Here is a 12,579-nt window from a genome sequence, read left to right as displayed (position 1 = left end):
GGGGGACAAAGCAACCGGAGGGAGCGCCTGTGGACATGGAGAACGTGCTGCGGCCGGTGATCGTCATCGGGGCGTCGGTGGTGGTGACCCTGGTCGTCGGCTGGGTCGTGGACAAGACGCTCGTCAAGGTCGACGCCCGGCACCCCGAGACCCCGCTGTGGGGCCTGCTGCGCCGCTGCCGGATCCCGTTCCAGCTGGTGCTGTGCACGGCGCTGCTGCGCGCCTCGTACCCGGCGGCGCATCTCGCCAAGGGCCACCGGGCGGCGGTCGGCCAGTGCCTGAGCCTGGTGCTGATCGGCGCGTGCGCCTGGCTGACGGTACGGGTGGCGTCGGCGGTGGTGGACGCGTCCTACGAGCGGTATGCCTCGACGGCCCGCAACACGGCCAGGGTCCGGCGGGTCCGCACCCAGGTGACGCTGATCCAGCGGGTGGTGACCGCCGTCGTGATCGTGGTGGCGATCGCCGCGATGCTGTTCACGTTCCCCGAGATGCGCACCATCGGCGCCTCGATGCTCGCCTCGGCCGGGATCATCGGCATCGTGGCCGGTGTCGCGGCCCAGTCCACGCTCGGCAACATCTTCGCGGGGCTGCAGATCGCCTTCGGCGACATGGTGCGGATCGGCGACACCGTGGTGGTCGACGGGGAGTGGGGCACGGTCGAGGAGATCACCCTCACCTATCTGACGGTGCGGACCTGGGACGAGCGCCGCATCACGATGCCTGTGTCGTATTTCACCAGCAAACCGTTCGAGAACTGGTCGCGCGGCGACCCGATGATGACCGGAACGGTCTTCTTCCATCTGGATCACTCGACGCCCGTCGACCTGATGCGCGAGCAGCTGCACCTGGTGCTCAAGGAGTGCGAGCAGTGGGACCGGCGGGCCTGGGGCCTGGTCGTCATCGACACCACGCCGACCACGATCCTGGTGCGGGCCCTGGTCACCGCCAAGGACGCGGACGACATCTTCACCGTCCGCTGCGTCGTCCGCGAGCAGTTGCTGGAGTGGGTGCGCCGCGAGCACCCGTACGCGCTGCCGCGGCTGAACACCGCGCCCGCGCCGGGGCTGGACGCGGAGCCGCCGCGCCCGCCGGCCGCCCCGCCCACCTCCGACGACATCGGCCCCGGGCCGGGCGCACGATAACGGCGGAGCACGGAGCTCAGCGCACCGAACGCAGGTCCAGCAGGCGCAGCACCCGGTCCACGATCTCCGGGTCGGAGCCCGGCTCGCTGCGGGCGGCCAGCACCTCGTGCCGGGCGGCGGACATCATCTCGGCCTGCACCCGCTGTATGACCCGCAGCCGCTCGGTGCGCTTGGCGTGCGACTCGCGGCGGTCGTCGTCGACGATGTCGGGCGAGATCCGGGCGCCGAGGTCGAAGGCCCGCCGCTGGAGCATCTCCGACACCTCCTCCTGCAGCGGCTCGACCAGCTCGATCTCCCGCAGCCGCTGCTTGGCGGCCTTGGTGGCGCGCAGCGCGAGCCTCCGCTCCAGATCGTGCTCGGCGTCGATGTTGCCGCGCACCCCGAGCCTCCTGACCAGCCAGGGCAGCGTCAGGCCCTGCAGGACCAGGGTGGCCAGGACGACCGCGAAGGCGATGAACAGCAGCTCGTCACGGGCCGGGAAGGGGCCGTCGTCCGAGGTCAGCGGAATGGCGAGGGCCAGGGCGACGGACGCCACGCCGCGCATCCCCGCCCACCACACGACGACGGTCTCCCGCCAGGTCATCGGGATGTCCTCGTCGTGGCGCTTGTCCCGCCACCTGCGGGCCAGCCAGGCGGCCGGCAGCAGCCACACCAGCCGGACGCCGACGACCACGGCGATCACCAGTCCGGCGTGCGAGAGCATCGAGCCCCAACGGCCGGCGCCGACGGCGAACACGTTGTGCAGTTCCAGCCCGATGAGGCCGAAGGCGACGCCGGTGACGAGGGTGTCGACGATCTCCCAGAAGGTGGTGCCGGCCAGCCGGGCCGTCACATCGTCCGCCCCGACGGCGTGCTCGGCCAGGAAGAGCGCGGTGGTGAGCACCGCGAGGACACCGGAGCCGCCCAGTTCCTCGGCGAGGCCGTACGAGGCGAACGGGACCAGCAGCGTCAGCCCGATCTGCAGGGTCGGGTCCCCGACGATGCCCATCAGCTTGTTGGCGGCCCACCCGAGCGCCATGCCGATCGCGATCGCGACCACGGCGGACAGCACCAGCTCGCCGGCCGCGTGCTCGGCGGAGAACTTCCCGGTCACGGCCGCGGCGATCGCCACGTGGTAGAGCACGATCGCGGTGACGTCGTTGAACAGCCCCTCGCCCTCCAGGATGGAGACCATCCGCCGCGGCAGCCCCAGGCTCCCGGCCACCGCCGTCGCGGCCACCGGGTCGGGCGGCGCCACCAGCGCGCCGAGCGCGACCGCGGCGGCGACCGTCACGCCGGGGACGATCGCGTTGGCGACGACCGCGACGGCCGCCGTCGTGACGAAGACCAGGGCGACCGCCAGCAGGAAGATCGCCCGCTTGTTGGCCGCGAACTGCCGCCACGAGGTGCGCTGCACGGACGCGTAGAGGAGCGGCGGCAGGACGATCGGCAGAATCAGATCGGGGTCGATCTGCACGTTCGGGATCTGCGGCACCAGGGCCAGCACGATGCCGAACAGGGTCATCAGGACCGGCGACGGGAGCCCCATCCGGTCGCCCAGCGGCACCATGACGATGGCCGCGAGCATGAGCGAGAAGAACAGGACGAGCTGGTCCACGGCGGGCGGCTCCTGGGACTCCTGGGACTCCTGGGACGGGACGCCTCAGGGTGCCACAGGCAGTGGGGCGTCAGCCCAGGGAGCGCCGCATGGCGCGGTGCGCGATGCCCGCGTCGGGGAATTCCGGCCCGAACGGGGTGTAGCCCAGCCGCTCGTAGAAGGCGATCGCGTGCACCTGGGACTCCAGGTGGACACCCGCGAGTCCGAGCCTGCGGGCCTCGTCCTCGAGTGCGGCGACCAGCCGGGCGCCGACGCCGGTGCCGCGCGCGGGCTTGAGCACGGCGAGCCGGCCGAGTACCGCGGTGTCCGGGTCGCCGCCGTTCTTGGCGGCGGCGTCGGCGCCCAGCAGCAGCCGTCCGGTGCCTGCGTCCGGGGCCAGCACGTGCACGGCACGGTCGTCCTTGCCGTCCCACTCCAGCTCGGCCGGGACGTTCTGCTCGACGACGAAGACCTCGTGACGGATGGCGTGCACGGCCGCCATGCCCTCGGCGTCCTGCGCCGCGACGACCCGGACGTCCATCAGACGCTGTCCTCCCGGACGACGTCCAGGGCGTGCTGGAGATCGTCGGCGTACGCGCTCTCGAACTCCACCCAGCGGCCGTCCGACGGGTGCTCGAAGCCGAGCTTCACCGCGTGCAGCCACTGGCGGCTCAGGCCGAGCCGCTTGGAGAGGGTCGGGTCGGCGCCGTACGTGAGGTCGCCGACGCAGGGGTGGCGGTGGGCGGACATGTGCACCCGGATCTGGTGGGTGCGGCCGGTCTCCAGCTTGATGTCGAGCAGGCTGGCGTGCCGGAACGCCTCGATGAGGTCGTAGTGCGTGACGCTGGGCTTGCCCTCGGCGATCACGGCCCACTTGTAGTCGTGGTTCGGGTGCCGGCCGATCGGGGCGTCGATGGTGCCGCTCATCGGGTCCGGGTGGCCCTGCACCAGCGCGTGGTAGCGCTTGTCGACGACGCGCTCGCGGAACTGCTGCTTGAGCAGCGTGTACGCGCGCTCCGACTTGGCGACCACCATCAGCCCCGAGGTGCCCACGTCGAGACGGTGCACGATGCCCTGGCGCTCGGCGGCACCGGAGGTGGAGATGCGGTAGCCGGCGGCGGCGAGGCCGCCGATGACGGTCGTGCCGGTCCAGCCGGGGCTGGGGTGCGCGGCCACGCCGACCGGCTTGGAGATCACCACGAGATCGTCGTCGTCATGGACGATCACCATGCCCTCGACGGCCTCGGCCACGATCTGCACGGGCTTCGGCGGCGCCGGCATCTCGACCTCCAGCCAGGCTCCGCCGTGCACCCGGTCGGACTTCATCGCGGGGCTGCCGTCGATGGAGACCTTCCCGGAAGCAGCCAGCTCCGCCGCCTTGGTGCGCGAAAAGCCGAACATACGCGCGATGGCGGCGTCGACGCGCTCGCCTTCTAGGCCGTCGGGTACGGGCAGGGTCCGGGTCTCGGGAAGGGTACTCACCTGGTCGAGTATGACGGACGGCGGTGGCAGCTCCGTCCCGGCGGCCCGGACCCGGTGGCCGACCGGCGGCCCGGCCTCGGCTCAGCCGTGGCTCAGTCGCGGTGCAGGGTGCCGTCCGGGTCGAGTCCGCGGAAGGACAGCAGCACGATCAGGATGCCGCCGCAGACGATCGCGGAGTCGGCGAGGTTGAAGACCGCGAAGTGGGCGGGCGCGATGAAGTCCACCACATGCCCCTCCAGGAACCCCGGCGACCGGAAGACCCGGTCGGTGAGGTTGCCGAAGGCCCCGCCGAGCAGCAGCCCGAGCGCGATCGCCCAGGGCAGGCTGTAGAGCTTGCGGGCCAGCCGGGCGATCACCACGATCACCCCGGCCGCGATGATCGTGAAGACGATCGTCATGCCCTGGCCGAAGCCGAAGGCCGCTCCCCCGTTGCGGATCGCCTCGAGCCGCAGCCAGCTGCCGAGCACGTCGATCGGGGTGTCCCGGTGTTCGAGGCTGGTCACCACCCAGAGCTTGGACAGCAGGTCCAGGGCGTACGCCAGCGCCGCCACCGCGAGCAGGAGGGCGATGCGCCGCTTGCCCCTGGGTGCGGTGGGCGGCGCCTCCTCAGGGGCCCCGGCCGCTGCCGTGGCCTCTTCGTCCCGTTCCTCGATGCCGTGCTCCGCTTCCGTCACGTGCGTCCCTCAGCCCTTGTGCAGCTTGTGCCGGCCAGGCCGGATCCTGGCTGTTGACGAGGGTACGTCACACCCGTGCGCGGGGGTCCCCCCGGCCGAGGGCAGGGGGTTCAGCGACGCTCCTGCTTCTGCTTGCAGTCGATGCACAGGGTGGCCCGCGGGAACGCCTGCATCCGCGCCTTGCCGATCGGGTTGCCGCAGGACTCGCAGCGGCCGTAGGTGCCCTCGTCGAGCCGCTCCAGGGCGTGCTCGGACTGGGCGAGCATCTCGCGGGCGGTCGCCGCCAGCGACATCTCGTGCTCCCTGGTGATGTTCTTGGTGCCGGTGTCGGCGTCGTCGTCACCCGCGCCGCCCCCGGAATCGCGCAGCAGCCCCGCCACCGACGCCTCCGAGGACGCGATCTCGGCCCGCAGCCGCTCGGCCTCCGCGAGCAGCTCGGCACGGGCCTCCAGGACCTCGGAGGCGGACCAGCGGTCCTCCCCCGGCCGTACCGGGAGCACGCCGGGCTCCCCGGCCGCCCGGGAGGCGGGAACCGCGGACGTGACCGTACCGGCCACCGTCTTCTTCGCAACCACCTTTTTGGCTCCCGTCTTCTTCGCTGCCGCGGTCTTCTTCGCCACGACCTTTTTCACGGCCTTCTTGGCGGCGGTGGCCGCCTTCTTCGCCGGTGTCGTCTTCTTGGCGGCGGTCTTCTTCACGACCATGGCCGCGACCCCTTCACATTTTGTGATCTTGCTCGCGAATCGTGCCGGAACGGTAAAACGGCTCCGGACCCGCGGCAACGGGGCACGCCGCTTGATCCCCCCGTCGCGCCCGGTGGGCCGACAGGTCTGCATCCTGTGTGCCCAGGTGTTCCACCAGGTATTCCGGTATTCACCGGTAGTGACGCCGGACGGCCGGACTTCGGTTGTCTTCATCCGGCCATTCGGGTCAGCGGGACCCGGCCCGCCGACCCGCGGAACCGGGCCGACACGGCGGCCCCGGCCCCGTACACTGGCCGCAGCGAAAGGCGTGGAAAGGGACGAGTAGCGCCGCACGCAGCCAAGAGCGACCCGGGGACGGTGGAAGCCCGGGGGTGTGCGCGACGCGAAGATCACCCCGGAGCCGCCGGAGGAAAGCCGCAGGGCGAGTAGAACCGGCATCGCGGCCCCAATCAAGGGGGTCCAGGGGGCGCCGCCTCCCGGGCCAAGAAGGGTGGTACCGCGGGAGCCCAGGCTCTCGTCCCTTCGTCGGAACACGGAAACACGTGACAGTCCGCCGGAGGCACCACCGATGACGCCGCAGTACCGCCAGGTACCCGCCCAGGTCGACCTGCCCGCTCTCGAGCACGAGGTGCTCGGCTTCTGGAGCGAGAACAAGATCTTCGCCCGCTCCCTCGACCAGTCCGAGGGGCTGCCCGAGTGGGTGTTCTACGAGGGCCCGCCGACCGCCAACGGCATGCCGGGCGCGCACCACATCGAGGCCCGCGTCTTCAAGGACGTCTTCCCCCGCTTCAAGACCATGCGGGGCCACCATGTGACCCGCAAGGCCGGCTGGGACTGCCACGGCCTGCCCGTCGAGCTGGCCGTCGAGAAGGAACTCGGCTTCACCAGCAAGCAGGACATCGAGGACTACGGCATCGCCGAGTTCAACGCGAAGTGCCGTGAGTCGGTGACCCGCCACACCGACGCCTTCACCGAGCTGACGAACCGCATGGGCTACTGGGTCGACCTGGAGGACGCCTACCGCACCATGGACCCGGAGTACGTGGAGTCCGTGTGGTGGTCGCTGCAGCAGATCTTCGACAAGGGCCTGCTGGTCCAGGACTACCGCGTCGCCCCCTGGTGCCCGAAGGACCAGACGGGCCTGTCCGACCACGAACTGGCGCAGGGCTACGAGACGATCGTCGACCCCTCCGTCTTCGTCCGCTTCCCGCTCACCTCGGGCCCCCTCGCGGGCGAGGCCGCCCTCCTGGTCTGGACGACCACCCCCTGGACCCTGGTCTCCAACACGGCCGTCGCGACCCACCCCACGGTCACCTACGTGGTGGCGACCGACGGCGACGAGAAGCTGGTCGTCGCCGAACCGCTGCTGGAGAAGGCCCTCGGCGAGGGCTGGACCGCCACCGGCGTCAGCTTCACCGGCGCCGAGATGGAGCGCTGGACGTACGAGCGGCCCTTCGACTTCGTCGAGATCCCGGACGCGCACTACATCGTCAACGCCGAGTACGTCACCACCGAGGACGGCACCGGTCTGGTCCACCAGTCCCCCGCCTTCGGCGAGGACGACCTCAAGGTCTGCCGCGCCTACGGCCTCCCCGTGGTGAACCCGGTCCGCCCCGACGGCACCTTCGAGCCGGAGGTCCCGCTCGTCGGCGGCGAGTTCTTCAAGAAGGCGGACGAAAAACTGGTCGCGGAGCTCCAGCGCACCGGCCGCCTCTTCCGTCACGTCCCGTACGAGCACAGCTACCCGCACTGCTGGCGCTGCCACACCGCGCTGCTCTACTACGCGCAGCCGTCCTGGTACATCCGCACCACCGCCGTCAAGGACGCGATGCTGCGCGAGAACGAGAAGACCAACTGGTACCCGGACTCGGTCAAGCAGGGCCGCTTCGGCGACTGGCTGAACAACAACGTCGACTGGGCCCTCTCGCGCAACCGCTACTGGGGCACCCCGCTCCCGATCTGGCGCTGCGAGGAGAACCACCTCACGTGCGTCGGCAGCCTCTCGGACCTCTCCACCCTCACGGGCACCGACCAGAGCGGTCTGGACCCGCACCGCCCGTACATCGACGAGATCACGTTCCCCTGCACCTCCGAAGGCTGCTCGCTGGAATCGGTCCGCGTCCCCGAGGTCATCGACGCCTGGTACGACTCGGGATCGATGCCGTTCGCGCAGTGGGGCTACCCGCACCGCAACAAGGAGATCTTCGAGAAGAGCTACCCGGCGCAGTTCATCTCCGAGGCGATCGACCAGACCCGCGGCTGGTTCTACACGCTGATGGCCGTCGGCACCCTGGTCTTCGACCGGTCCGCCTACGAGAACGTGGTCTGCCTGGGCCACATCCTCGCCGAGGACGGCCGCAAGATGTCCAAGCACCTGGGCAACACCCTGGAGCCCATCGCGCTCATGGACCAGCACGGCGCCGACGCCGTCCGCTGGTTCATGGCGGCCGGCGGCTCGCCCTGGTCCGCCCGCCGGGTCGGCCACGGCACGATCCAGGAAGTGGTCCGCAAGACCCTCCTCACCTACTGGAACACCGTCGCCTTCCAGGCCCTGTACGCCCGTACCGCCGGCTGGACCCCCAGCGCGAGCGACCCGGCCCCGGCCGACCGCCCGCTGCTGGACCGCTGGCTGCTCGGCGAGCTGCACGCTCTCACACGTGACGTCACCGAATCCCTGGAGTCGTACGACACCCAGCGCGCGGGCAAGCTGCTCTCCTCCTTCGTCGACGACCTGTCCAACTGGTACGTCCGCCGCTCGCGCCGCCGCTTCTGGCAGGGCGACGCCGCCGCGCTGCGCACCCTGCACGACGTGGTCGAGACGGTCACCCGCCTGATGGCCCCGCTCACGCCGTTCATCACCGAGCGGGTCTGGCAGGACCTCGTCGTCCCGGTCACCCCGGACGCCCCGGACTCCGTCCACCTCACCTCGTGGCCGGTCGCCGACGAGTCCGCGATCAACCCGACCCTCTCCGAGCAGATGCTGCTCGTCCGCCGGCTGGTGGAGCTGGGCCGCGCGACCCGCGCGGAGTCGGGCGTCAAGACCCGCCAGCCGCTCTCCCGCGCCCTGGTGGCCGTCGCCGGCTTCGACTCCCTCGACCCGGCCCTGCACACGCAGATCACCGAGGAACTCAACGTGCTCTCCCTCGCCTCGCTCTCGGAGGTCGGCGGATCCCTGGTCGACACGACGGCCAAGGCGAACTTCCGGGCGCTCGGCAAGCGCTTCGGCAAGGGCGTCCAGGACGTCGCGAAGGCCGTCGCGGCCGCCGACGCGGCAGCGCTCTCCGCAGCGCTGCGCGACGGCACCGCCACCGTCGAGTTCAACGGCGAGCAGATCCCGCTCTCCCCGGACGAAGTGATCATCACCGAGACCCCGCGCGAGGGCTGGTCGGTGGCGTCCGACTCCGGCGCCACCGTCGCCCTGGACCTGGAGATCACCCCGGAACTCCGCCTGGCGGGCCTGGCCCGCGACGCGATCCGGCTGATCCAGGAGGCCCGCAAGAACTCGGGCCTGGACGTGGCGGACCGCATCGCCGTCCGCTGGCACTCCGCCGACAACGACCTGACCACCGCCCTGACCGAACACGCCACCCTGATCGCGGACGAGGTCCTGGCCACGGACTTCGCCCCCGGCGACCCGGACCGGACCTACGGCCAGCCCTTCACGGACGACCAGCTGGGCCTGACCTTCCACCTGCGCAAGCAGTAGAAACCACGGAGGCCGCCGCCCACCACACCAAGTGGGACGGCGGCCTCCGCCATATCCGGGCTCGAACGCGAGGGGCCGGGACCGCAGGCGTGGAGGGTCCGAAATGCTGCCGAGCTACTTGTGGGCCGCCAGGCCCTCACTAGTCGATTTCGGACTCCCACGCCGGAGGGCCCGGCCCCGCAGCCACCGACGCACCGGACGACGAAAACGGGCCGGGCCCCAAGGGAGAAATCCCCAGGGGCCCGGCCCGATGCCCGCCGCAGGCGCTGACGCGCCGAGCGGCAGGCGACTAGTTGTCGTCCTCGTCGATCAGGAAGCCACGCATCGGCGTAGGCGCCTGCTGCAGCGGCTGCGGGCTCTGCGGCCGCACCGGAGCCATCGGCTGCGTCATGGCCGGAGACATCTGCTGCTGGCCGCCGTACGTCGGGTTCGGGCCGCTGTGGCCCATGCCCTGGTTCCCGTACGACGGGTTCTGGCCGGTGTTGTGACCCATCGCACCGGCACCGGCCGGAGCCATGCCACCGCCCATCGTCCCGCCGCCCATGGAGGACGGAGCGGGCAGCGACGCGGCGGCCGGGGCACGCGGCGGAGCCAGCGAGTCGTCCGCCTGGGTCTCCAGCTGGCGCAGCTGGCTCTCCAGGTAGGACTTCAGACGGGTCCGGTACTCACGCTCGAAGCCGCGCAGGTCTTCGACCTTGCGCTCCAGCGTGGCGCGGGCGGACTCCAGCGAGCCCATCGCTACGCGGTGCTTCTCCTGCGCGTCCCGCTCCAGGGCGTCAGCCTTGGCACGGGCGTCCCGCTCCAGGCCCTCGGCGCGGCTGCGTGCCTCGCCGACGATCTTGTTGGCCTCGGAACGGGCCTCCGCGATCGCCTGGTCGGCGGTCTGCTGCGCCAGCGAAAGAACCCGCGCCGCGCTGTCGCCGCCGGGCGACTGCTGCTGCATGGGGTGGCCCTGCTGCTGCATCGGATGCTGCTGCTGCATGGGGTGCTGCTGCTGCATCGGGTGCTGCTGGCCCATGGAGTTCTGGCCCATCGGACCCTGACCCATTTGGTTCTGGCCCATCGGACCCTGACCCATGGGGCCCTGGCCCATCGGACCGGGACCGTGCTGCTGGGCGCTCGGCCCGGCAGGCAGCTGCAGTGCGCCGGACTGCTGCTGGGGCTGCCCCATCTGCTGGGGCGGACCCATCTGCTGCGGCGGCACGGGCTGCGGTCCGGATATGGCCGCGGGGACCGGACGGTCCTGAGACTCCGGCTTGCGCATGCCCTGCTGCTGGTTCTGGGCGGCGGCTCGGGTGGCCGCGGCCAGTTTGGCCCGCAGGTCCTCGTTTTCTCGTAGGAGCCTGGTCAGCTCTCCCTCGACCTCATCGAGGAAGGCGTCGACCTCGTCCTCGTCATAACCTTCTCGGAGGCGGACGGTCGTGAACTGCTTGTTCCGCACGTCCTCGGGGGTCAGCGGCATCTCTTCACCTCAACGTGATCGTCGACATATCGGGAGTCCGCATCGTTCATCACAGACTCCCGACAACGCGGAGCAGGATGAGCACGATGATCATCAATACGAAGAAGGACAGGTCGAGCGCCACGCCCCCGAGACGCAGCGGCGGAATGAACCGCCGCAGAAGCTTGAGTGGCGGATCGGTGACAGTGTAGGTGGCCTCAAGGACCACCACCATCGGCTTCCCAGGTTGCCACGAGCGCGCGAACTGGAAGACGTAATCCATCACCAACCGGAAGATCAGCACGATCAGGAAGCACATCAGCACGATGTAGAGCACCTGTAGTGCGTAGCTCATCGCGCGTCCCTCTCCCCTGCTCGCCTTCGGCCTGGTGGCCGGATTTCCTCGGTGTGTGGTGCTCAGCTCTGGTTGAAGAACCCGCCCTCGGCGATGCGGGCCTTGTCCTCCGCCGTGACATCGACGTTAGCAGGCGACAGCAGGAACACCTTCTGCGTCACCCGCTCGATGCTGCCGTGCAGGCCGAAGACCAGGCCGGCGGCGAAGTCGACAAGACGCTTTGCGTCCGTGTCGTCCATCTCCGTCAGATTCATGATCACCGGTGTGCCCTCGCGGAAGTGTTCCCCGATGGTACGGGCTTCGTTGTACGTGCGGGGGTGAAGTGTGGTGATCCGGTAGGGCTCACGCTCGGACACGACCTTGGGCATGATCACCGGTGCGTTCTTCTCCATGCTGTGACGTTCGGGTGTGATGGACGCCACTGGGGCGATCCGCGGTTCGCGGGGCGCCGGCGCATGGACGAGTCGTGCCGGTTCGTCCCGTTGTGGCTGGTGCTGGGCGAGCTCATTGTGCTGATTGTGCTGGCTGCGTGGCCTGTGGTTGCGCTCAGGCTCCGGCTCGGGTTCGAACTCGTCGTCGGGATCGAATCCCGGGCCGTCGTACCCGTCGTCCTCCACGAGGCCGAGGTAGACCGCCATCTTGCGCATCGCGCCGGCCATGCTCTGCGTCCTCTCAGCGGGGAAAGACCATATTTATTGCTGTGGTCCGACTTGTTTGGTGACGTTACCGGAGCCCGGGACGGACTCCGAGTACCGCAGTACCGACGCGTACATGTGTCGCTCCCGCCGCCACCGCCTGCTCCAGGTCGGCGCTCATCCCTGCCGAGACCATGGTGGCAGCCGGATGGGCCGCGCGCAGGCCGGATGAGATTTCCGCCAGCCGATCGAAGGCGGCGCGGGGTTGGCCCCGGTACGGGCCGTCGAGCGGAGCGACCGTCATCAGCCCGTCGAGCCGGAGGCCCGGCGCCGCGGCGATCGCGTCGGCGAGGCCGCCGACGACGTCGGGCGCGACTCCGCCCCTGCTGCCCTGGGTTCCTGACTCGGTGTCAAGGGCGACCTGGACCAGACAGCCCACCTCGCGGCCGCGGGCGACCGCCGCGGTGGACAGCGCGCCGACCAGCCGGAGCCGGTCGACGGAGTGCACGACATCGGCGTAACCGACCACGGAACGGACTTTATTGGTCTGCAACTGACCCACGAAATGCCAGGTCAGCGGCAGATCCGCACACGCGGCAGCCTTCGGGGCGGCGTCCTGGTCGCGGTTCTCCGCGACCTGCTGAACACCGAGTTCCGAGAGAAAACGCACATCGCTCGCGGGGTAGGTCTTGGTGACCACCACCAGCGTCACGTCCTTGCGGTCGCGGCCCGCCGCGTCGCACGCGGCGGTGATGCGCTCCTCGACCCGGGCCAGATTCGCGGCCAGTTGGGCCTTGCGATCCGTCACTGCCTCGCTCACGTTCCTTCAGTCGATCCGATGATACGAACATGGGATATCTCACC

11 protein-coding genes are annotated in these 12,579 nt (G+C 70.2%); 2 read left to right on the top strand and 9 right to left on the bottom strand.

Annotated features, from left to right (window positions below; all coding sequences use genetic code 11):
- Positions 1-35: 35 nt before the first annotated feature.
- Entirely contained in the window at positions 36-1,142 is a 1,107-nt protein-coding gene (locus tag C6N31_RS04630) for a mechanosensitive ion channel family protein (protein WP_138356965.1), read from the top strand.
- Between the two features lie 16 nt (positions 1,143-1,158).
- On the opposite strand, the gene C6N31_RS04625 is transcribed toward C6N31_RS04630, so the two are convergent.
- From C6N31_RS04625 to C6N31_RS04605, 5 genes are all read right to left on the bottom strand, one after another.
- Positions 1,159-2,739, bottom strand: coding sequence for a Na+/H+ antiporter (locus tag C6N31_RS04625; RefSeq protein WP_138356944.1), 1,581 nt, complete (start codon positions 2,737-2,739; stop codon positions 1,159-1,161).
- Positions 2,740-2,809: 70 nt separating this feature from the next.
- Complete coding sequence (locus tag C6N31_RS04620) at positions 2,810-3,259, bottom strand: GNAT family N-acetyltransferase (RefSeq protein ID WP_138356945.1); 450 nt, start codon at positions 3,257-3,259, stop codon at positions 2,810-2,812.
- Positions 3,259-4,200: an RluA family pseudouridine synthase gene (locus tag C6N31_RS04615; protein ID WP_138356946.1), complete on the bottom strand. Its 942-nt coding sequence runs from the start codon at positions 4,198-4,200 to the stop codon at positions 3,259-3,261. The genes C6N31_RS04620 and C6N31_RS04615 overlap by 1 nt, the downstream gene beginning before the upstream one ends.
- Before the next feature lie 92 nt (positions 4,201-4,292).
- On the bottom strand, positions 4,293-4,874 hold the full coding sequence (gene lspA / locus C6N31_RS04610) for a signal peptidase II (RefSeq protein WP_244809133.1): 582 nt from the start codon (positions 4,872-4,874) through the stop codon (positions 4,293-4,295).
- 110 nt (positions 4,875-4,984) lie between these two features.
- Positions 4,985-5,578 carry a TraR/DksA family transcriptional regulator gene (locus C6N31_RS04605; protein WP_232484791.1) on the bottom strand — a complete coding sequence of 198 codons (594 nt, stop codon included), beginning with the start codon at positions 5,576-5,578 and terminating at the stop codon, positions 4,985-4,987.
- A gap of 568 nt (positions 5,579-6,146) precedes the next feature.
- On the opposite strand from C6N31_RS04605, the gene ileS reads away from it, so the two are divergent.
- Positions 6,147-9,284: an isoleucine--tRNA ligase gene (gene ileS / locus C6N31_RS04600; RefSeq protein WP_138356948.1), complete on the top strand. Its 3,138-nt coding sequence runs from the start codon at positions 6,147-6,149 to the stop codon at positions 9,282-9,284.
- 289 nt (positions 9,285-9,573) lie between these two features.
- On the opposite strand, the gene C6N31_RS04595 is transcribed toward ileS, so the two are convergent.
- The 4 genes from C6N31_RS04595 to C6N31_RS04580 form a co-directional block, all read right to left on the bottom strand.
- Positions 9,574-10,746, bottom strand: coding sequence for a DivIVA domain-containing protein (locus C6N31_RS04595; protein ID WP_138356949.1), 1,173 nt, complete (start codon positions 10,744-10,746; stop codon positions 9,574-9,576).
- Positions 10,747-10,795: 49 nt separating this feature from the next.
- A complete protein-coding gene (locus C6N31_RS04590; protein WP_138356950.1) occupies positions 10,796-11,080 on the bottom strand; it encodes a YggT family protein in 285 nt (94 codons plus the stop codon).
- A gap of 62 nt (positions 11,081-11,142) precedes the next feature.
- Complete coding sequence (locus C6N31_RS04585; protein WP_138356951.1) at positions 11,143-11,739, bottom strand: cell division protein SepF; 597 nt, start codon at positions 11,737-11,739, stop codon at positions 11,143-11,145.
- Positions 11,740-11,803: 64 nt separating this feature from the next.
- Complete coding sequence (locus C6N31_RS04580) at positions 11,804-12,523, bottom strand: YggS family pyridoxal phosphate-dependent enzyme (protein WP_138356952.1); 720 nt, start codon at positions 12,521-12,523, stop codon at positions 11,804-11,806.
- Positions 12,524-12,579: the final 56 nt, after the last annotated feature.

Source organism: Streptomyces fildesensis (assembly GCF_016107395.1).
GTDB lineage: Bacteria > Actinomycetota > Actinomycetes > Streptomycetales > Streptomycetaceae > Actinacidiphila > Actinacidiphila fildesensis.
This window is presented reverse-complemented; position numbering and strand designations above follow the sequence as displayed.

Excerpts from the sequence above, each read along its gene's own strand:
- C6N31_RS04595 (WP_138356949.1), bottom strand. The coding sequence starts at position 10,746 with ATGCCGCTGACCCCCGAGGACGTGCGGAACAAGCAGTTCACGACCGTC.
- ileS (WP_138356948.1), top strand. The coding sequence starts at position 6,147 with ATGACGCCGCAGTACCGCCAGGTACCCGCCCAGGTCGACCTGCCCGCT.
- C6N31_RS04585 (WP_138356951.1), bottom strand. The coding sequence starts at position 11,739 with ATGGCCGGCGCGATGCGCAAGATGGCGGTCTACCTCGGCCTCGTGGAG.
- C6N31_RS04590 (WP_138356950.1), bottom strand. The coding sequence starts at position 11,080 with ATGAGCTACGCACTACAGGTGCTCTACATCGTGCTGATGTGCTTCCTG.
- C6N31_RS04605 (WP_232484791.1), bottom strand. The coding sequence starts at position 5,578 with ATGGTCGTGAAGAAGACCGCCGCCAAGAAGACGACACCGGCGAAGAAG.
- C6N31_RS04630 (WP_138356965.1), top strand. The coding sequence starts at position 36 with ATGGAGAACGTGCTGCGGCCGGTGATCGTCATCGGGGCGTCGGTGGTG.
- C6N31_RS04620 (WP_138356945.1), bottom strand. The coding sequence starts at position 3,259 with ATGGACGTCCGGGTCGTCGCGGCGCAGGACGCCGAGGGCATGGCGGCC.